Below are 22,204 nucleotides of genomic sequence, written 5' to 3'. Positions count from 1 at the left end.
ATCGGGAAAATAGGGATTATCCTAGCCTAATTTTTCCGCTAATTCTAACCAGCGATCAGTTAAATTATCAATTTTTTGACTCAATTGAGCTAATTCTTCGGTCAGAGCGGTTATTTTGGTAAAATCTTCTAGGGGTTCTCCATAAAGTACCTGTTCAATTTCGGCTTTTTTTGCTTCTAAAATTGGTATTTGTTTTTCGATGTCTTCGTATTCTTTTTTCTCTTTAAAAGAGATTTTTTTATTGACGGGTGAGGGAGAAGCTTTAACAGTTTTTGGGGTGACTTTTTTTTCTTTTGGTTCCTCCTCCTCTTTTTTCTGATCGAGATAAAGGGAATAATTACCCGGATATTGACGGATATTACCCCCGGTTTCAAAGGAAAAAATAGTATCAACTACTCGATCGAGAAAATAGCGATCATGGGAAACAACAATCACACAACCGTTAAAGTCCTCTAAATATTCTTCTAAAATTGCTAAAGTCTGCACATCGAGATCATTGGTGGGTTCATCTAAGATTAAAACATTAGGCGCACTCATCAAAACTCGTAGTAAAAATAAGCGTCTTCTTTCCCCTCCAGAAAGTTTATAAATTGGTGCATACTGTTGATCGGGAGGAAAGAGAAATTTTTCTAACATCTGGGAAGCGGTGATGACGCTGCCGTCTAGGGTTTTGACTAATTCGGCCACACTTTTCAGATATTCGATTACTCTTTGATTTTCGTTGATATTGAGATCATCGGATTGTTGATCGAAGTAACCAATATGAATAGTGGAACCGATGTCAACTGTGCCTGAATCGGGGAGAGTTTTCCCGGTAATAATATCCATGAGAGTAGATTTTCCTACCCCGTTACTGCCAATAATACCGATGCGATCTTCGGGGGTAAAAATATAGGTAAAATCTTTAATTAAAGTGCGATCTCCGTAAGCTTTCGAGATTTTTTCTACTTCAATAACTTTTTTGCCGATGCGTCTTCCTGCGGTGGCAATATCGACTTTTCCCTCCACCTGTTTAAATTCCTTATTACCCATTGCCTGAATGCGATCAATCCGCGCTTTTTGTTTGGTACTGCGTGCTTTTGGTCCCCGGGATAACCATTCTAATTCCCGTCGTAAAACTCCCGCGTGTTTGCGTTGACTACTGGCGATCGATTCTTCCGCTAAGGCTTTTTTTTCTAGATAATAGGCATAATTACCGGAATAAGTAGATAAGTCTCCCCGATCGATTTCAATGATGCGATTAGTCACTCGATCGAGAAAATAGCGATCGTGAGTAATTAATAATAATCCTCCCCGAAAACGGGACAAATAACTCTGTAACCACTCCACGGAAAGTGCGTCTAAATGGTTTGTGGGTTCATCCATCAATAAACAGTCAGGATCGGCTAAAAGTGCGGTAGCGATGGCGATTCTTTTGCGATATCCCCCCGATAAATCTCCCACGCGAGCATTAAAATTATCGATACCCAGTTTACTTAAAATAACTTTAGCATTGGTTTCTAAATCCCAGGCGGCAAGTTTATCAATTTGTTGCGAAACCCTTGACAAACGTTCCATAATAGTATCCAGATTTTCTGGCTCATGGACAAGGCGATCGGACAATTCCTCGTATTCCTTAATTAAAGTCATGCTCTCGCCACTATCGGCGAAAACCTGCTCTAAAACCGTTTTATCATTGTCTAGATCGGGTTGCTGGGGTAAATAGACGATTTTCATCCCCGAATTGATTTGAATTTCGCCACCATCGATCGATTCTAATCCGGCGATCATTTTCAATAGGGTCGATTTTCCCGATCCATTCGTACCGATCAGGCCGACTTTATCGCGATCATCGAGGCTAAAACTGGCATCTTTGAGAATTTCCTTGATACCGAAGTCTTTTTTGAGCGATCGAACCGTCAGCAGTGTCATGATTTCTGGGAATAATCCTTCTTTTCTAGTGTAGTGTCTGGACTAATGCAAAGGATAGATTAAGCAGGTTCTGCTGAAAAAGTTTTTCCCGAGGAAAAAAAACCTGCCCCTAATGCCGACGATAACGAGAAAAGGGACAGATTGGCTCAATTGCATGAGATTATTTTCAAGGGCCAGACGGCATCAGGAATTACATCATGCCCATGCCGCCCATGCCGCCCATGCCACCCATGCCGCCCATGCCACCCATGCCGCCCATATCGGGGGCTGCGGCTTCTTTAACGGGTTTTTCGACCACGAGGGCTTCGGTCGTTAGAACCATACCGGCGATAGAAGCGGCGTTTTGAACGGCTGACCGTACCACTTTAGCCGGATCGATAATTCCGGCGGCGATTAAGTCTTCGTACTTGCCGGTGAGGACATTGTAACCGACGCTAAAAGCGGTTTCGCGCACACCTTCCACGATCACATCCCCTTCCACACCGGCGTTATTAGCTAACTGACGCAGGGGTGCTTCTAGGGCTTTGGCGACGATATCGGCGGCGACTTTTTCCTCATCGTTAGTCAAAGAAGCTTTGAAAGCCTTCACCTTAGAAGCCAGATGAATCAAGGTTGTACCACCGCCCGGGACGATACCTTCTTCCACGGCGGCTTTGGTGGCATTGAGGGCATCTTCGATGCGGAGTTTGCGATCCTTGAGTTCGGTTTCTGTGGCCGCCCCGACCTTAATCACGGCCACACCGCCGGCTAATTTAGCGATGCGTTCCTGTAATTTTTCCTTATCGAATTCGGAATCGGTTTCTTCTAACTGTTTTTTCAGTTGGGCGAGACGTTTCTGCACATCGGCCTTATTGCGGCTGTCCCCGGAGGCGACAATAATTGTATTGTCTTTTTCTAGGGTGATTTTTGCCGCTTGCCCTAGCAGATCGAGGCTAACGGTGTCAAGACTTAAGCCCACTTCTTCGGAAATCAGACGACCGCCGGTGAGGATGGCGATATCTTGTAAAACCGCCTTGCGACGTTCCCCAAAACTGGGGGCCTTGATGGCGACGACATTTAAGACTCCCCGGGCCTTGTTGACCACTAGAGTGGCTAAGGCTTCGCCGTCCACATCTTCGGCGATAATTAATAGGGGACGACCTTGACGGGCAACGGCTTCGAGGACGGGGACTAATTCAGCGATCGCACTGATTTTTTTATCCGTAATCAGGATCAGGGGGTTGTCGTACTCGACGATCTGTCTTTCTTGATCGGTGATGAAATAGGGAGAGATATAACCGCGATCGATCTGCATCCCTTCCACTACTTCTAATTCGGTGGTTAAGGATTTCGATTCTTCCACGGTGATTACGCCATCGGTGGTGACTTTTTCCATGGCGGTGGCGATCATTTGTCCCACTTCTTCGTCGTTGCCGGAAGAAACGGTGGCCACTTGAGCGATCGCATCTCCAGCGATCGGTTTAGCGACGGCGGCGATTTCTTCCACCAGATAGGCGATGGTTTTGTCTAGTCCGCGTCTTAAGGCGACGGGATTGGCCCCGGCGGTAACGTTTTTCAGACCTTCTTTAATTAAAGCCTGGGCGATGATGGTGGCGGTAGTGGTGCCATCTCCCGCTAAATCTTTGGTTTTTGCCGCTACTTCCTGAATTAATCTCGCCCCGGTGTTTTCGAGGGGATCGGACAATTCGATTTCTTTGGCGACGGTGATGCCGTCATTAACGATCTGGGGGGCGCCGTATTTCTTTTCTAACAAGACATTGCGTCCTTTCGGACCGAGGGTGATTTTTACCGCATCGGCCAAGGCGTTGACACCTCTTTCTAGGGCGCGACGGGATTCATCTTTAAAGGCAATGATTTTGGACATGGTATCGCTGTTGTAATAGGACTCCTTATAGTTAATTTAGCACTCTTAGGGCTTGAGTGCTAATCCCAGTGTGCGGTTATTGAGGGGATCAGGGTGTTATGTCCCTACGGCAGACTGAATTGAGTTAAAAAAATAAAAATTTATCAAGATTTATGAATAATTGCAGAAAATCAATGATAACTATCGTAGCATCGGGGAGATAATCGAATTTTAGCCCATTTTCGCCTTTTTTTTAGGAGAAGACAATCATGATTAATCTAAATCCTGCTATCGAACAAAAAATTAATCAATTTATTCTGGAAACCCAAAATAAATTTGGTCAGGATAAATCAGCTACCCTTGCTAGTTACCAAACAGAAGCCAAAACAATCACTCAAGAGACTAATAATTTAAGAGATGAACTTATTCAAAAACTAGGTGAATTAACTTTTTCAGACCCTTTACCTAGCAGAGAAGAATTAGAAAAACAAATAATAGCTCATATAGATCAGCTTGTGGAGACAATCAACCTTTTATCTACGGGTAAAATTTCAGAAACTCCTCTTGATACTTTAAGCCAAGAAACTGATAGTTTAGTTACAACAATTACGACTCTATTCGATGCTAATGCTAACGATGCAAACTTGCCAGAACTTGAGCAAAAACTAACTGCTTGGCAAACAAAAATTAAAGATACTTTGGTTAAATTTTCCACGACTGTGGAATTACAACAGAAAAATGAGTCTTTGATTGCTGAACTGAAGGATAACTTAGACAAATATAGTTCAATTCCTGAAGTAGATGAACCCTTTGAAAAGTTAGTCAAGGAATTTAAAGATAATTTTGCACAACTACAAGAAGCAAGTGTTTTATTTCAAACTTTAGACGATTTAATCAATGAAATTAAAGCTAGAGATGAGGTGATTAAACTAAATCAAAGAATTGATACTTTGCTGGGAAAAACTAAAGAACAAGTAGCGGGATTCCCTCCAGAATTAGACCGGGAAGTACAGGGAGAATTAGCCAAATTAATTATAATACTAGGGATAGCGCAGGTGGAACTCATCAACAGTTCCAAAGCTTGGGATATCATGCAAGTAAAGTCGGTGGTAGATGCTGGAGAAATTGCGATTAAATCTTTAACAGGTCAACCTAATATTATTTTGGCACAAAAATTACGCTATGCTGCCGAAACAGGATTAAGAAAAACCCAGATGGGTTTTTGGAATGGTCTAGCCGACTTCAGAGATAATCTTTTCCATTCTATCAAAATACCTACAAAAGTTTTAATTGGATTAGTGTTAGCTCTCCCTTTGAATTGGGGTATTATGAACTCCCCTCCAGTGAAGGATTTGCTTATGCCCTTACCTCCAATCTCAAATTCTAGTAACCAAAATACTGAGGACAAAGATGGAAATTTTAGACTCTTGATATTGATATTGATGACAGGGACTTTAGGGGGAGCAGTTAGTCTTCTAACTCGTTTGCAAGACTTTGATAATCCCAAAAATCAAAAATATGACGATGACTTTTTGCCATTGTCAATTGGTTTAACCAAACCCATTTTAGGGGGAAGTTTCGCTTTCTTTATTCTGCTAATTCTTAACTCTAGCATTTCTCCCTTACAAATTCGGACTGACAATGGAAATAAGGGGAATGACACCTATTTATATGGACTTTTGACAATGGCTTTTGTGGCTGGATTTAGCGAACGTCTTATTCCCGATTTAATTAATCAAGTAGAGAAAAAAGTAACTGTAGAGGCTAGTTCCACTGGACAGGGACTACCTCCAACGATTTTGATCGCTCCGTCTAGCGCAGCTTTAGCATTAAATGGAATCCAGGAATTTAGCATTAATCCCGTTGGTAACTACACCATCACAATCTCACCGCCAGAAAGCGGTAAAATTGATAAAAATACCACTGATGCCAAATTTACCTACACTGCACCCCCACAAGGAAATGCTGGGGATAAAATTACTATTACTGCCACTTCTGATTCTGGACAAACTGCCAAGGCTACGGTCACTTTAACTGCATAAAAAAAGACCAAGAGAGCCTTCTAGTTTGACAAAAAAAGTATAACTCCCATTTACCCCGATTTCGGGTTAATCGGAATGGCCAATGCTTGAACTTGAATTTTTTTTAACTCGGAAACTAATCGAATCGCCTGCTGTTCGTAGAGGGGGGCGCCGAGAGTCGCTGGCAAATTTTCCATGAGATCGCTGGCGGTTTTCAGGGGACAATTAGAAAAACGACTGATCACGGTGGGTGCTTCCGCGGCAATATTGCGGTTAAAGGCTTTTTCCACCCGCACGCGCCAAGTTTTGGGAGTGCGACGACCCTGTTCCACCCGTCGCAGTCCGTTGATGGTGGCCAGCACCACAATGCGATCGCCGATGCGTAAATTGAGATAATCTTCGGGCATTAATTTCGGGGCTTGCCGTTCTCGTTGGTGTAGGATCGGCACGACTCGATAACCGTAGGCAATATCCCCGATCGAGCTACCATTGAGAGTATCCCCGGCTTCGATCTCGTATTCTGTCACCAGAATCGTTTTTTGCGCCCAACGGAACAGATAGATAATATTTTCTCCGAAAGCCGCTCCCGTAAAGGCTTCTGCCGCTACGGTGTTGGTTCCTAAAATGTGAGATCGGGGCAGAATTTGACTTAATTGTTGACTAAGGTTGTCGTCGGTGGTGCGGATGACTAAGTAGCTTTGGGGGTTGAGTTTGCGGGTGGTTAGGGCCACTTCTAAATTGAGGATTTCGTCATCGGTAACGATCGCTATACTTTTAGCCCTATCTAAATTGACATTTTTTAAAGATTCTTCGATATTTCCCGTCATCAGGGGCATTTTTGGCAGGATAGTCGCATCAAAATCCCTATTTAAGCTGACCCCAACGATTGCCTGTTGCATTTCTAGTAATAAATTAGCCACTTCTTTGCCGACTCGACCTAAGCCCACAATAACGATATGATTCTGTTGGGGAACTGGGGGACGGTTAGGGATAAATTGAAATCTTGATGATAATAAAGTTTCTGTCAAAATGGCATAGAGAACCCCGATAAAAGCGGTTCCAGCTAAGGTTAAAAAGAGACTAAATAGCTGCATCCACCAGGGAACCGCATTTAAATCTTCGGGGTTAGAGCCACCGAAAACATCGCCGTAACCACCTAATAAAAGGATCGCTGTTCCTGAAAGAGAGGAAATAAAGGAAGCTCTCGGGGCATAGAGATGGAAAAGAAAAGTCCCGATAATTACTAGGAGGATAATGATAAATACTGACAGGAAAGCCACCCGATGAATTTGCTGCTGAAAACTCAATTGCCAGAATTGTTGGATTTCTTTGAGGAATTTCTGCCAAAAATCCCGCAACTTCTGGGGAGAATTTAACGGTTTCTGGCGGACAGCATCGATGTTTTGATAGGTAGTTTCGATGGTGGTAATGGTATCACCAGCCCCGATAGTGGTGGTGGGAGACCATTGATAAAATCCGGCCCTTAAAGGTTCATCGGGGGCTGTGTGTGCTAACAGACGACGGGTGGGAGTATTTAAATCACCTAAAAAGCGATCGAGTAAACCATCTTCGGGGCTAATTTGTCTCTGGATAATCCGCAATTTCTGACCGTCGAGATGCAAAAAACCGAGGGTTTCTGTGCCTAATGTGGCTAAAGCAAAGGCATTGGCGGGTAGTTGGGTGGGTTCATAGGCGATAAAATTGCCTAAACGTTCCTTGAGTAGCTGATTGAGATTATCTTTAGAAGAACGCACCACTAAGCGGGTAAGGGGATTTAATTGCCGAATAATTAGGGCAGTAGTGGCATTAATTCGCTCATCACTGGTGACAATTAAAGCAGCCCGACAGCGATCGATTCCCGCTCTTGCTAAAATGTTTTTTTGACGACAATCACCGATAATTATTTCCTCTAATAAATCGGGAAAATCATTAATTTCCCAACTGGGAGGCTGTATTAGTTCGATACCGACGACGCTAACCCCAAACTCTTTTAAAGACTTGACGCAGTGTTGTCCGAGACTACCCAATCCACAAACTAAAAAGCGATCGGCTAACTTGACATTCCCATCGACAAAGCTGAGAGATTCTTGGTTCATAGATTCTGCTTGTCTTAAAAAATAGAAGGATTTTTCAAACTTCTGATCCCCCCTGCCCCCCTTGATAAGGGGGGTGCTGATCTCCCCTTAATCTACCCTTAATTTTTTTTTAACTAAGGGGGGTATTAGACAATTTTAAACAACTACCTAATTATAACATACCAGCATTTTTATTGCGTACCCGTTGATACATTTCTTCCATTACTTCGATAAAGGAGGTATCCTTATCCCAAAATGCAGGATAATCACCAGCTTTTTTAATAACAATTGCGGGAATAGTTGCGGATTTAACTAACTGAGGATTTTCTGGTAAACGGTGATGAGAGTGCCAAAATTCTTTGAGATCAATTGTTTCTGCTGCTGGTATGGTTTCGGGTTTAGTGTGATAGGAGATAACGGGGTTAAGAGGAATTTTTTCCTCTTGGATGGAGGAGGAAAGCAGCTTACCGAGGGGAGTTTTTGCTAATTCTTGCAGTAATTTTTGACGAGAGATACCCCGTAATTCAAATAAGAGGAAAGGATCCTGATCTAATTGGGAAGCAACGAGGTAATAAACTCCAGCAATATGTTTACAGGGATTTTCCCAATCGGGACAGGAACAATTGGTGATAAAATCCTTTTGACTGTGGGGTAATAAGTGCAGATTCAGATCGCTAAATGCTTCATCAATATTATCGGGAACTTCTTTCAGCAGCAGTTTAGAGATCATACTCGCTCTTGAACCAAGATTGTATAAAGCTTGTGACCACTCTGCTTTAGTAATTGGTTTAATCTCGATACTCACCTTATACAAAGGTTCTTTGTAAACCCCAAAGTAGGGATTAATGGAACCTCGCACCTGAGCAGTAATTAAATTACCGTCAATTTCGTAATTCTTGACTTTATCATTTTTAGCGTAGGAACGTCCTCGACTCAAACGCGCTGAGTCGGTAAATTCCTCTAATGCTTCTATAAAGCGTTGTCCCCACCAAGTTTTACTAAATTTATTCATAGGTTTACCTCGATTAAATAATAGTCTGTTTATTCAATGCGATTAACTGACGAAAACTTTCGTTATCTAATTCCGTTAACCAGGATTCATCATTACTAACAATAGCATTAGCTACCTTTTTCTTTTCCTCGATCATTTCATCAATTCTTTCCTCTAAGGTTCCCAAAGTGACAAATTTATGCACGAAAACATTTTTTTGTTGACCAATTCTAAAAGCGCGATCGGTTGCTTGATTTTCCACCGCAGGATTCCACCAACGATCAAAATGAAAAACATGATTTGCTTTGGTTAAAGTAATCCCCACTCCCCCAGCTTTTAGGGATAAAATAAATACGGAAGGTTCTGTTTCGGGATGTTGAAATTCTTCGATCATTTGTTCTCGTTTTGGTTGAGAAGTCCCCCCGTGAAGATAATAAGTATTATAGCGAAAAGTTTGTTTGAGGTACTTTTGTAAGGAGTCACCGATTTCAGTAAATTGAGTGAAAATTAGCAGACTATCTCCCTCTAAAATTACTTCTTCTAGCATTTCTCCCAAACGCTCTAACTTATGCGATCGCTCAGGAGTAAAAGCACTGTTATCCTGTAAAAATTGACGGGGATGATTACAAATTTGTTTCAAGCGCATCAGGGTAGATAAAATTAATCCCTTGCGTTTTATTCCCTCCGCTTCTTCTAATTGTTTTTCCACTTCTTTGATAACAACTTCGTAGAGAGAAGCTTGTTCTTTAGTTAAATTACAATACTGTTTGTTTTCCACTTTGTCAGGCAAATCTTTAATTATCTGCTTATCGGTTTTTACCCGACGCAGAATAAAAGGTTCCACTAATTTTTTGAGAACCGTGGACTGGAGACGATCATTTTGTTTTTGGATTGGCACTTCAAAAGCTTTACGAAATTGAGTTTCTTTACCTAAATAACCAGGGTTAAGGAAGTTAAAAATTGACCATAAATCAAGCAGTCTATTTTCTACTGGAGTTCCCGTTAATGCGAGACGATGTTGTGCAGATAAACTCAAGATTGCTTTAGTTTGTGCCGCTTTAGGATTTTTGATATTTTGTGCTTCATCAATTACTAAACGTTGCCAGGATTGCGAGTTAAATAATTTCAAATCCTTGCGAACTAAGGTAAAAGAAGTAATGACGATATCCTTTTGACTAGCTACTGTCTGAAATTCGTTCTCATCTTGATAGCGCTTACTACCATGGTGAATTAAAACCTGAAGATGGGGGGCAAATTTTTCAATTTCTTTTGCCCAATTTCCGACCACGGAAGTGGGTGCAACTAGCAGAGTTGGTAAAACATTATTATCTCCCTCTCTTTCCCCAATCAATCTAGCAATTACTTGTAGGGTTTTTCCCAGTCCCATATCGTCAGCAAGACAACCATTTAACCCCAATTGTTCTAGGTATTGAATCCAGGCAACTCCGCGCTTTTGGTACTCCCGCAGCGTTCCTTGTAATTGGGGAGGATTTTTGATCGGTTCTAGTTGACTAGGATTTTGTAATTTCTCTAGCATAGAACCTAAAAAATCATCGGTTTCAACAATAATCTCCTCTGGATATTCGGCAGCTTTTTTCATTAATTCAATCAGATTCATCTCAGGATTTTCCTGCTGATATTTCTGCCAAAAATCTAGCATTTGCTGCATTTTATTTTGTTCTAATTCTACCCATTGACCTCGAAATTTAACTAAGGGTGTTTTGGTGTTAATTAATTGTTGCCATTCCTCTTGACTAATGGTTTCTTCACCGATGGCTAATTCATATTGATATTCAATGATGTTTTCGAGGCTAAAAATCCCTTTACTAACGGGGGTAGATTTGCCTGATTTAGAAGTGGTTTTTAGCCGAACTTTAGCGCGTTGACGGCCTTCGGGAGTCCACCAAGCGGGAATAATTACCTTATATCCCGCATCTTCTAAAATCCAAGCAGTTTCTTTTAAGAAAGTAAAAGCTTCTGTAAGGTTGAGATAAAATCCCGTCGGTTTATCCGTTTCTAATCCTTGCCAAATGGGGGGATAAATACGGGCAGCATAACCCAAACTTAGTAAAATATTTTTGTCTAAATCTTGACCAAAATGCGCTCGTATGCTTGTTCTAGTTTCGGGTACTGCATACCAATATTCGTCTAATTCTAATCGCAGGGAGGGGTCTTGTTTAGAGATGAGGATAAAAGTAATTTGCCACTGTTCAATATTATTTTCTGGGGCCTCGGTTAGTTTAAAACCCAGGGTAAAATTAGATATATTTTGGTCTCCTAGTAATTGCTGTCTCCAAGTTTGCCACTGTTGATATTTTTCTAAAGCGGCAGCGGTTTGCAGAAATCCGGCAGTTTTAGTCACAGAGAAGCAATCACCTATAATTGTCTCGCTAATTTTTTTCTCAAAACTGGCAGGAATTGCCGTGTTAGTGACAATTTCATTGAGGAGACATTCCGAGAAGTGCCGGAGTAGGGTGTTGGGGTCGTATAATTGTGGTGAAGCATGGGGATTTTCAGCACCAGCAAGACAAATGCGGGGAAGATATTCGAGATAGCGATCAAGATTGGGTTCGTAGGTTGCTGATATAATTTCCCAAAGAGGATAGATAGCAAAGTTAGCGTTTTTCTGGTTATTTGTGGCTAATTCTCGATATTTAAAGGCAGGAATATAGTTATCTTTGAGAATTATTTCTTTAAAAGCTTGACTGTAGTGATACCAAAAAAGTAAATCTGCACCTAACTGAATCTCTGAGGAGTTGTAAAGACAGATAAAGTGCAGATCATTGAGCAGTTTAAGTACAGGATTAAGGGGATAACAATCAATTTGCCAAGATTGCCATTGGCTATTTTCTGGAGGTTCTTTTTCTAGATAACGCAGTAATTCTAAGGAGGGTACAGGTTGATTATCCTGGCTAGGTAAAAGAAAGTAGCGGGGGACAATTTGCCGACTAAGAGGATTATAATTCGATTGAACTATTCCTAATTCTCCAGTGAGAAAGCTAGTTAATTCTTCTTTGCTTAACTGAAAAGGATGATAATTATTAGCAGTGCTGCGACTCTTTTTCGGGGTGCTAGTTTCTCCCCAAAGATAAAAGCTACCCTTCTGAATAAATTCGTCCGTTGATTGAGGAATCCAAGTACCGTGAAGAATTTTCATGGTTTTTAATTAGTACAAAAGAACTTAAATGAGAGCAAGACTTAGCCTCTAGAAAAATTGTAGCGATTATGGGAGGATTCTCCACACTTTTTTGTCCCTTTGCGAACCCAGAAGTCCTCTGGATAAGAGAAAAAGGTTAATAGAGCTTCTAGGATAAAAAACCATTGAGAAGACGTGATCAACGGTTTTTTTGAGCTTAAAGCTTATCCCTATATGGGTTTAAAGCTATTTTTGTTCTAGGTTTTGTTGAGGTTCCACTAAGAAGGATGGCTAATTATAGCAATTCTCCAAAATCCGGCTACAAGAGTTCGATCCCCCTACCTTCGGCATCTCCCTTAAAAATGGGAACTTAAATTCGATAATTCGATCTGTAGTTTTTATGGGTGAGAATTGGTATTAATTAACTTTTACCCAAATACTGCGGAAATATTTTTTGGGATTATTTTTATCGATAATATCTTTACAGGGAGTATTACCAACTCGCTCGATTGTACCATCATCGCTTAAAATCTGAAAGCGATCTGGGAAATGGGGATAAAACAACAAAGCTTCTGGACGAAAACCGTCAGGGAATTGCAGTGATTCTATCTTTTCTGGTGCATCTTCTTTTTTTCCTGACCAAGTATAGAAAACAAATTGATCGCCTCCATGAAATTCTCCGGCAATAATTAAATATACTTCTAAAGCTGGCCAAAATTCAAGGCTACGAATTCCTAATCCTCCCAAATCTAGCAGGATAGGATCACCAAATTCAGCTTTAGCCGTGGTTGAATTAGTAACTAAACTCTTGGGATTTTTTAGGGGTAATAAAAGAGCTTTACCGTTGGGGACAGGATTACGAAAACCGATTAAGATATTTCCGTCTGGAGTTGCCGTTAAACCTTCAATATTTAATCCTCCTTCAGCTTTAGGAGCTTTGGTTTCTGCTGTTTTGAAATCAAATATTTTAGCCAATTGAGAGTCTTCGATAATATCGCGCAATACTAACTGAGTATAAGACTCACCCACTTGAACTATACTAGAGCCGTCATCGGTAATTTTACTAGCAAAAAATTGATGACGAGGGAGTTTTCGTTCAGCATTTTTATTGCGGCCATGAGAAGTAATCCAATAGATTATGTCATTTAGCACAGTTACCCCTTCTAAGTCGATTTCTCTATTTTTAGGATTGTTTTTTAGCCAACCATTAATGTCAATGGTTTCCAGCGCTTTTCCCGACTCTTGAGAGGAATAAATCCAGAGAATATTACCTAATTCTACATCTGCCTCATCATTACCAATAACAAATTTATTTTCTCCTAAAGCAGTGGCTGCAGAAGCATCACAAATTCCCTGATGTTTGATTTCTTGGATAATAGAAAAGTTGAGAGGTTGCATGATTGTATTCTCCTTGTTAACCAGAAAAGTGAGGATTAAGAAAATTATAGGCAATAAAAGATAAAAGGACAAAAAATGACTAGAAATAATTTGAGAAAGGATTGGTTTGAAGATTGATTAAAAATCGTTAAACTGACAGCCATAATTATTTATTTCTGAGTATTAGGTAATATGGGTTTGCCAGTATTACGCACATTGATAAACTTCCCTAAAATATCAAACCAAAAAGGTGCGCCCATCGCCACGGCTACTCCTGTCATTAGCCAGCCAAAGATAGCTTGTAACAAGCCATTTTGTTCTTTTATTTGTTCACCATTAAACCATCCTTTTTCATTCCAACCAAGCGGCAAAGGTTGATTAATTTTTTCTAAGTCCTTGACACTGGCTTGTAATTTTTTTATACACTCAGCGACTTTGTTAGGATCATCTTTAGCGTCTTTAAAACAAGATTCATTAGTTTGAAAAACTTCTGTCGCTACCTGATTAATTCCCTGTCTTAAATTGGAATTTTTGAATAGTTGCTCAATGACATAAAAACTATCAATATTGAGCAAGGCAGCCGCTAAAAAACCAAAAGCGAAAGATACCCCCTTGGCATTTCTTTTATATACCCCCGATGTTCGCTCCATAATTTGAGTAAAAGTGTTGGCTATTTCATCAACAAAATTCTCCAGAGTTGGATTGTCATGTTTGAGTTTGGTACTGTAACCTATTTCTATCAATCTGTCAATCGCTAATTTGTCTATTTTAGAGAAATCGGAAATACTAGCTAACTTCTTAAAAATTCCTGTTTTTTCTTCAACAAGATTTTTTCCTAAGAAATCCGCTTTTAATAATTTTTCATTATCTGAAAGTTGACTATTAACTAGACTAATTAGAGACTCTGCCAAAACTTTTGGTTCAACATAGGAAGGACCAACTGACTTCCCAAAATTAGTGTATTGCTTGAAACTTGATAATAACGATCCATTATTGTACAAAGATTCCACCGTATTTTTCCCCAAGAATATTTCCAGAGCTTTTTTTAAATTTCTAGCCCGAAATTCTAATAAGGCGGCCAATTGTTCCTGTAATTCGGAGATAATAAGGCTGGAAGCTAAGTAGATAAAAATTAGAGCAACAATAATTTCGAGAAGGGTTCCTAGGTTCATTTTTAAGACCTCACTATTGATTTTACAAGTTTTTGTTTTTAGTTATGACCAAAGCAAATTAAGCCAATTCTTCGGTTAAAATGCGGCGGACAATTTCGGTGACAGCGGCGGCTAAATTGGTATCTCTTTCCCTGTCGGAACCGTTGGGAGTACGAAGAGCTAAGGAGAAAGTTCTCAGTTTAGCTGGTTGCACACGATTATCAACAAATTTGACGAAAGCTACATAAGCAAAGGAACTAGGACCGAAGCCAACTTTAGAAATTACCACAGGTTGACTAATCAAATTTATCACACCTAAAGTTTCTAAAGCAACATCAATATATCGTGATGCATCGGTTCCCATAGCACGAACAACGGTTTCTAAACTATTCCATTGACTGCCGATAAAACGAGTATTAGTAGTTAAATGTAGATGCCATCCTAACATCGTAATTAAACGCACTAAATCATAAGTCGATACATCATTTGTTCCCGTGGTATTATCTACTGGTGATCTTAAGACGGTAGCACTGCTACTTAAATCTTTGATAATTGGATCTTTAATCAGAGAAGGATTAAAATATCCCCCAGTAAATTTACAACTGGTATTTCCCGTTTGAGCTTTTAGCCAAGCTTCCAAATCCGCTCGTTTAGTAAAGCGTTTAAACAAGGCTCCAATTTGATTCGAGCGTCCCAGAGAACCATCAGCATCTTTTCTATAGGAAACCATATCAACCACCAGATCAAAAATTTTAGGTTTGGGAGAATTAGCTGGTTCAATCACACAATTATCAACATCAACTGTAGGGAATTTCTTATTAATTTGTTCAATTGTGTTAAGAACTCCAATGAATTTAGTGGCACTGAGTAATTGTTCTGGATTAAAGGCATCTTTCCCTAACCAATGGGTTTTGATTGGACTGCTGCCATCGCCAAAACTTCCCACACATACACAGGCATGAGAGATGTTACTGGCCAGAAAATTTAAGCCATTTGTGTCAATATTGGGTAAGTTTCCCCGTTGGGGATAATCGCTAAAAGTAATAGTTTTCCCTGATCCTACGAGAGTAAAATTAGTTCCGTAGGAAACTAAATTAGTCCCGTCTGGTTTCTGTTTTAAGTGTTCAGGATAGTCGTCCACTTCCATGGCAAAAGGCGAATTCCGCAGTGTTCTAGCGACGAATGACTGAGTTACCCCAATATTAACCGGTGCGATTGAATTATCTTGGATGGTGGTTAATTTGTTAAGTATAAATTTAGTATCTTTGGCTTGATCTAAGATAAAAGGTAGCTGTTTTGTGTCAAGTAAATTAGTAGCAATATTGGGATTAATTGCCACTGTGTCAGAAGGAAGTCCAGATAAATCCAAGGCTTGACAAAATTCTTTGAGTCCTCGCCAAGTAAAAGTATCTCCAGTGCCTAAATCACCATCAATCCATTGTCCACCGGGGTATAACCCTAAGTTAGCTAGTTTAGTTTGAATTTCTCTTACTAACCCTTGATCCGCTTTTAGTTGGGAACGAGTCAGAGTTTTGTTATCGTTAACAATGTCTTGTAAAGTTGCCATAGTTTTGTCCTTGAAAGAGATTAGGAAAGGATAGGAAAAGTATTAAAGCAAATTCTTAATGACAACAAACCAAGGTCGAGTAGTGTCCTTTACTTTACCATTGGTATCAAGTTTTAGGGTCTTTTGGGTAACTGAATCGCTGACATTTCCTCCAATAATATCAATTTCATTCGTTCTTTTTGCTACTACCAAATCACAATGAGAAATATAATTGTCAGTGGTATCATAAGTAACTCCTGATTGACGAGGAGCGCAAACTAAATCACCAATTTCTGGAGTTACTTCATCAATTTTAAAAGCCACAAAAGGAGCATTAATGACTTGATCTTTGCGTTTTTTAACACTATCTCGAATATAAACTGAATGACTCGCATCTCGCTTAAATTTATCGGCCGCACCTGCTTTTGTCATGATCCAAGAAATAAATGCTGCTGACCAAGGTACGTTACCCACATCAAAACGAGTGTCAATATCGTTACGATTTAGAGCTTCTTTCCAATAGGTAACAATGCGTTGCCAAAACCCATCTTCTCGTTCTTTTCTTGTCCCTTTTTTAAAAAATTCCCATTCTTGAGTAGCAATATTAACTAAGTTTTGCTTAAAATTTTGATCGACAAAAATTTCGACATGAGAAATAAAAGCAAACCAAGTAGTCATACCATCACGAGGCGTTTCTAATTGAATTTCCCAGTGATTATTAGGAGCGGATCGATATTGTTTGATGGCTAGGGTATCCCCTTTTGCTAAGGGAAATTTTTGGGAATCTGTTAAGGTACTGCTATCTTGAGGTAAAGCCTTGATGACGGTATTCACTAAAGCTTTTAGGGTTTTGTCAGCCATGATATAAAGTCTCCTTGAGAAAATAAAGAACGATTGAACGATTAGGATTTGTGCAGTGTATTTAAAGCACTTTTAATCCGGGTATCAGTAATCACAAAGGCAGTGAAGGTTTTGCTAGGATCACTCTTAACATGGGAGAAGGGATTTTTATTAGTAATTCCCAAAAAAGTATCAATCTTATTTCCTTTAATTGCACTCCCCACATCCGCCGCAAAGAAATAACCATCATGCTTCACTTTTTTTCCCGAAGGCAAAATGACTTCTTTTCCTCTTGCATCAGGAATATAAATAACTGTTCCTAAAGGGATCACGGTTTTATCAACGGCAATGGTACGATAAGGAACTAAGATAAAGCCTCCTGAACCATCTCCAAAAAATCCTTTAGCTGGGGCAAATAAAGAGCGATTCATGGCTCGGATAATGGCCTCTTTTAAGCTCGGAAAAAAGGGTTTACAATTGGTTTGAGCGGTTGTTCCGGTTGTGGCAAAGTTAAAGGTTTTAAGGGTATTGCTATCCGTTTTAACTTGTACAGTGCCTTCTAAAGCGGCAGTACACCAGTCTTTTTTAGACAGTTTAACGCCTAAAGAAGTACCACTGGAATTTTTTAAGGCAATGGCATCGGTCGCACTACTCGATTGAGCTTGATGAACAAAGTAGAAAGTAGAAAATAGGGTCAATTTTTTATCTTTAACGCCTTCTGTCGGTTCAGGAAAATCAAAGATAATTTGAGATTCAGTTAGGGCAATTAGAACAGGAACAAATTTATCCTTTTGAGAAGGGGAAGTATAGCTAACTTGTGCAAATGCAGGAGAGACAAAGCTGCTCATAATAACTAGATAAATCCCTGCGATAATTAATAGTAAGTGTTGCAAATATTTGTTCATAATTAGTTCCTAAGAACGAATTTCAGTTAAAATGTCATTAAGTTGTTTTGACCACTGGTCTAGGTTAAAATTCTGAGGGTCATCATGTCCACCCGGTACGATTTGATCAAGAACAACATGAAAAGCAGGAATTAACCATTTTCCGCGCCGTACACTGGCCGCAATATAAACAACTGCTAGGCGATCTAATTGAGCTTTGGTAAAGCCAGGATCGGGCGATTTAGCATCATTTTTTCTGGGTGGAGAACATTGAGATTGACCAGGGTTTGGTTGACATCTTCTAGGTTGAACTAATTCAACTGCTAAGAATAAACCCTTACATTTATTCACCCCACAAAATTGATCCGATTCTCGTTTTGTAGAACGCCAAGGGATATTAAAATCCTTACGAGTGATGGATTCTCCTACTCGATTAATAATAATATGCGCGGGAGAATTGTCGCCACTACCATATTGATTGAAGTTGTTAAACCTCCAACTAGCTTCATTAATATTATTGGGAAGGGGATCATTTCCCAAATTAGGAGTGCTGGTATCATGAATAATAAAATAACGAGCCAATTCTGCACTGGGATTATTATTATTAGTTCGTGAAACTGGTTTATCTAATGAACCACCAATGTCTGCTTCGTTAATTCCTTGAGCTTGTAGATATCGTCTTAATTGCTCTTTACTGATATCGATGGTGGGTCTAGTTAAGAGTTGATCAAACGGAGCAGGTAAACTGGTTAAAGTTAGTCCTACATTCCCAAAAATTTTGGGTTGACGCAATAAACATTTAGCCTGATCGATAGAAGAAATCTGAGAAGTCGGTACTATTTGACAAACGGTTTGAGCTTGGATTTTTGCTTGAAAAAATAAGATTATTACTAAAGTAAATCCAAAGATCATGAATCGCTGAAAAAGCTTGAATAACACAGCTTTACCACTCCTTGAAATCTTGAAATAAATAGAAAGACAAATTTCTTCTAACTAGATAACTGGACATGACTGACTAAAATTGATGCTTGAGGGCTGCAAACTGAATTGATGATCAGAACCCCAAGAAAGCCAAGGAAATCAAGCTAGATAAAATTGTTGATAGCCGACGCTAACAGGTGTAGTGGTTCCTTTCAAAACAAAGACTGCATCGTTAAAGAATTTAATAAAGCGATCGCAGTGTGCGGAAGTACCAATGGGAAATTGACGCATTCGCCAACGATTATTGGAATTTTTGTTTTCAAATAGAGAACCAGCATTATAAGCACAGGCAACTTTGGGGGGATCTAACAAAGTTTTCAAGCGTTGATCGGCAATAAATGACGTTCCTGCTTTAATAGAAATACTGGCATTTTTTAAGTCATCTCGATCGATGGTTGAATTATGTAATGTACCTCTGGCCGTAGAAATTAATGTTTGCATTAAGCCAACACTGATCAAATGAGGGGTGATAGAATCAGATACATAACCCGGTTCTTTGCGGATAGCGTCTGCTTTTCCGTTCGATTCTGTGGCAATGGTGGCAATAATAATTACTGCTGGCACATTAAAATGTTTTGACCATTGATTAATTTCATCAGAAAAATTATTCCAAATTTTAGTAGCAGTCGCCGGTTGACCACTGGTTCGCTCAATGCCGCTACCTTCAATTTCCACTCCATCTTCTGCCAATCGCCAGCGTACACTATTAGGAAAAGCCCGATGAAAATCTTTTAGGGGATTATTGTCATTGTCATCGGCAAGCTCGGGAATTTCTAAAACTTGTCCCACGGAAATTTGATTAGGATTGGCAATATCATTGGCTTCTTGAATTACCACAAATTTTGAAGCATCACCATAAAATTTTAAAGCAATTCCTCTGAGGGTATCTCCCGATTTAATCGTGTAGGTTTGCATAAAATCATCTCCTGATGTTATCGATCTTTACTCAATTGTTACTGTCCGAGTTGTACCATCCCAAGTTACAGAAAGATTTAGTGCTTGTGCCAAATCTACTATTTTCACAAAGCCGAATTGTTCAATTTTCTTGATGATTTCTTGTTGGCTAGTTCCATCGGGAATATCCATCGGTTTATTGCTGTGTTCAATCAGCAAAAATCCTAAGGATTTTGCTTCTTCTCCATCAGCAAATTTTAATTCCATCACTTCTTGATCATTGGCAGTAATAATTTGCCAATTAAAAGTATCTAGCAAAGGACGAATCTTGACGATACTTTTTTCATTAAATATCTGCGCTTCTCGGAAGGGTTTTCCTTGAACAACTGCTGTGATACTAGCCGGAGTTTCCACTAAACCAGAAACGCCCGTTAATTTGGTTTTGACTAGGGTTCTAAATTGATCTCCCACCTGTCTTTTACTTAAAGATGTATCCCAGGGTAAAACCATTGGATCCCATTTTCCGCGTTGGGGTTTATTAGGAAACTCACGTTCTACTTCTCCATGACCTAAAACGGTTTTAGCTGTTACTTCAATATCGTAAAAATCACATAGTTCTGCTACTACCTGCGCCATGGTTTCCCATTGGGTTTGTTTCATCGGAAAACTTCCTGCTTTAAATGGTTTTTCCACCGCACCACTCATACAACAGACGCTAACTCCGATTGAACCCGTACCAAACAGTGCCGTATGAGCCGCATAAACATTATCTGCGGTAGAAACATTATCTTTAATTGAGTGAGTTCCTCGCACTAACTTACCATCATCTTCGATTAAAATATGATAATGAGATTTATCGTTGCTAGATGCTTTATGTCCCCCTGCTGTCCAGTGAATAATGATTCTTTTCATCGAACAGTTAGGCATCCATGCTGTCGGTACAATTCCCATAGTTTTTACCTCTCAATTATTGAATTATCTGGTTATTTAATCAATTAAACTAAGCTCTCACGGGAGGGCGAATAGCAAAGTGAATGTGGTTATCATGACCAGGAGCAAAATTGCATAGTTTTTGTCCCAAAAAAGTTTCATCTTTCAGGGTCGCATCATTAAAAAACACTTGACTAACCAGTTTTTGTCGTCGCATGGCTTTAATCAGAGCGCGTGCTGCGGTTCGGTCAAAATTGTCACTTTCCCAAGTGATTCCGCCATGTTGTCCATCCGTGCGCGGAAGCCTTACATCACACATTAAACCCGTTTCATGGCCTGCGTGTTGGGGGGTGTCTCCTCCTGTGGGTTTACTAACATCATTAATAGAAAAAGCGGCACTACTAGGATTAGAAACTCGGAATGTATTATGATAGTCAGCAGCAATTTCTAAGATGGCATCTGCTAACCAACTTGTTCCAAAATCATGATCATCATTGGTTTGATTTTTCTCATGATTAATTAAGCTAATAGAAGGATTACTATCGGGCATGGTTTGCCAACGAGGTGCATTGGCCGCTTCTAACCATTTCTGAGTGGTATTGTCCACATCTATTCGTCCATCTCCACCTAGAGTTTCTCTCCCTGCAATAATCGATTGAAATAATTTAATAGCAAGAATGAAACCTGTATTCAAGGCTGCACTATTAGGATCACCGACAAAAGTATAGCCGAGGGAATGTAATCGCTGTTTAACTGCAATCTTATCGGCTGTTCGGTTGATTCCTCCTAATCCGACACTTCCCGTTAAATTCAGGGTAACTGCACCTGTTGCCTTCGGTGGAGAAGCCTTGATTTTGATTTCTACACTTTGATTATCAATGGCTATTTTAACAATGCGATCGCCTGCTTGTAAGAAGACAAATTCGGCTTTCCATTCTCCTCCTTCTTCTATTTTAATATCATCTAGGGGGAATTGATTATCAATTAAAACGGTGAGTTTTTTGCCTTTGTCGGCAGCGGCGGCGGTTCCTTCAATCCGAAAACTTTGTCCCACTTCCACTTCCTTGGGAAAACTGGTTACTTGTAAGGTATCAGGGAGTGGTGGAATAACAATTCCGTTGGCTTTTGCTAGTAAAGTCCTCGCTTCGGGAACAAGTTTTAACACTTTGCTTACATAACTTATATCTGCAGCAAAGCCTTTACTTTGAATAAAACCGATAAAGTTTTCAGGAGTTTGAGTATTTTCTTCTAATCCTTTATAGGGTTCACGGGTTAAAAATTTCCAATAACCTCGCAGAAAATTGTCAATATCCGTGAATAAGCAAAAGTCCATCGCTTCCGATTCAGAAGGTACTTTAATCGATTTAGGAGTAGCAAAAGGAGTCATTTCCTTGCGCCATTTTAAACCAGCGAAGTTTTTCTGGTCCTCGGCTAGTTTACTGGTGGCTCTGGCGGACTCTAATAGCCATTGAGCCAGAGAAACTTCTTTTAAATGACTAAAATGATCGGGAGGAATTGCAGTTAAGTTAACTTGCCGATTATCGGTAGCGTCAACTTCTCGAAAAATTATGGACAAATCAGCTTGAGCATATTGTTGAACTAAGTCATCTAGTAAAGCCATTGC

General features: G+C 39.8%; 15 protein-coding genes. 1 reads left to right on the top strand and 14 read right to left on the bottom strand.

Annotation, left to right across the window (positions count from 1 at the left end):
• Positions 1-21 precede the first annotated feature (21 nt).
• Entirely contained in the window at positions 22-1,911 is a 1,890-nt protein-coding gene (locus EWV60_RS05515; protein WP_044033889.1) for an ABC-F family ATP-binding cassette domain-containing protein, read from the bottom strand.
• Between the two features lie 190 nt (positions 1,912-2,101).
• A complete protein-coding gene (gene groL, locus EWV60_RS05510) occupies positions 2,102-3,775 on the bottom strand; it encodes a chaperonin GroEL (RefSeq protein ID WP_002759846.1) in 1,674 nt (557 codons plus the stop codon).
• A gap of 248 nt (positions 3,776-4,023) precedes the next feature.
• Here groL and EWV60_RS05505 point away from each other — a divergent pair, with 248 nt between their 5' ends.
• On the top strand, positions 4,024-5,796 hold the full coding sequence (locus EWV60_RS05505) for a hypothetical protein (RefSeq protein ID WP_287231478.1): 1,773 nt from the start codon (positions 4,024-4,026) through the stop codon (positions 5,794-5,796).
• A gap of 50 nt (positions 5,797-5,846) precedes the next feature.
• On the opposite strand, the gene EWV60_RS05500 is transcribed toward EWV60_RS05505, so the two are convergent.
• The 12 genes from EWV60_RS05500 to EWV60_RS05445 all read right to left on the bottom strand — a co-directional run bounded on the left by EWV60_RS05500 (position 5,847) and on the right by EWV60_RS05445 (position 22,201).
• Positions 5,847-7,871, bottom strand: a complete 2,025-nt coding sequence (locus EWV60_RS05500) for a potassium channel family protein (protein WP_287231476.1) — start codon at positions 7,869-7,871, stop codon at positions 5,847-5,849.
• 151 nt (positions 7,872-8,022) lie between these two features.
• Entirely contained in the window at positions 8,023-8,862 is an 840-nt protein-coding gene (locus tag EWV60_RS05495) for an SWIM zinc finger family protein (RefSeq protein ID WP_287231475.1), read from the bottom strand.
• A gap of 13 nt (positions 8,863-8,875) precedes the next feature.
• On the bottom strand, positions 8,876-11,998 hold the full coding sequence (locus EWV60_RS05490; protein ID WP_287231473.1) for a DEAD/DEAH box helicase: 3,123 nt from the start codon (positions 11,996-11,998) through the stop codon (positions 8,876-8,878).
• A gap of 396 nt (positions 11,999-12,394) precedes the next feature.
• Positions 12,395-13,375 carry a DUF3616 domain-containing protein gene (locus EWV60_RS05485; RefSeq protein WP_287231472.1) on the bottom strand — a complete coding sequence of 327 codons (981 nt, stop codon included), beginning with the start codon at positions 13,373-13,375 and terminating at the stop codon, positions 12,395-12,397.
• 149 nt (positions 13,376-13,524) lie between these two features.
• Positions 13,525-14,526 (bottom strand): hypothetical protein, encoded by a 1,002-nt coding sequence (locus EWV60_RS05480; protein ID WP_287231470.1) that lies wholly within the window; start codon positions 14,524-14,526, stop codon positions 13,525-13,527.
• Positions 14,527-14,584: 58 nt separating this feature from the next.
• Entirely contained in the window at positions 14,585-16,072 is a 1,488-nt protein-coding gene (locus tag EWV60_RS05475; protein ID WP_287231468.1) for a hypothetical protein, read from the bottom strand.
• A gap of 42 nt (positions 16,073-16,114) precedes the next feature.
• Positions 16,115-16,912, bottom strand: a complete 798-nt coding sequence (locus tag EWV60_RS05470; protein ID WP_002750566.1) for a DUF2272 domain-containing protein — start codon at positions 16,910-16,912, stop codon at positions 16,115-16,117.
• A gap of 41 nt (positions 16,913-16,953) precedes the next feature.
• On the bottom strand, positions 16,954-17,796 hold the full coding sequence (locus EWV60_RS05465) for a 3D domain-containing protein (protein WP_002776150.1): 843 nt from the start codon (positions 17,794-17,796) through the stop codon (positions 16,954-16,956).
• A 9-nt stretch (positions 17,797-17,805) separates the two neighbouring features.
• Complete coding sequence (locus EWV60_RS05460; protein WP_002776149.1) at positions 17,806-18,714, bottom strand: hypothetical protein; 909 nt, start codon at positions 18,712-18,714, stop codon at positions 17,806-17,808.
• A gap of 141 nt (positions 18,715-18,855) precedes the next feature.
• Positions 18,856-19,671, bottom strand: a complete 816-nt coding sequence (locus tag EWV60_RS05455) for a LysM peptidoglycan-binding domain-containing protein (protein WP_002750571.1) — start codon at positions 19,669-19,671, stop codon at positions 18,856-18,858.
• A 27-nt stretch (positions 19,672-19,698) separates the two neighbouring features.
• Positions 19,699-20,601, bottom strand: coding sequence for an N-acetylmuramoyl-L-alanine amidase (locus tag EWV60_RS05450; protein ID WP_130756674.1), 903 nt, complete (start codon positions 20,599-20,601; stop codon positions 19,699-19,701).
• 49 nt (positions 20,602-20,650) lie between these two features.
• A complete protein-coding gene (locus EWV60_RS05445; RefSeq protein WP_272104899.1) occupies positions 20,651-22,201 on the bottom strand; it encodes a glucosaminidase domain-containing protein in 1,551 nt (516 codons plus the stop codon).
• Positions 22,202-22,204 lie beyond the last annotated feature (3 nt).

Origin of the sequence: Microcystis sp. Msp_OC_L_20101000_S702, from assembly GCF_007095705.1 — a bacterium.
Taxonomy (GTDB): domain Bacteria; phylum Cyanobacteriota; class Cyanobacteriia; order Cyanobacteriales; family Microcystaceae; genus Microcystis; species Microcystis ichthyoblabe_A.
Note: the sequence above shows the minus strand (reverse complement) of the source record. Positions and strands in the feature narration are given on the sequence as shown.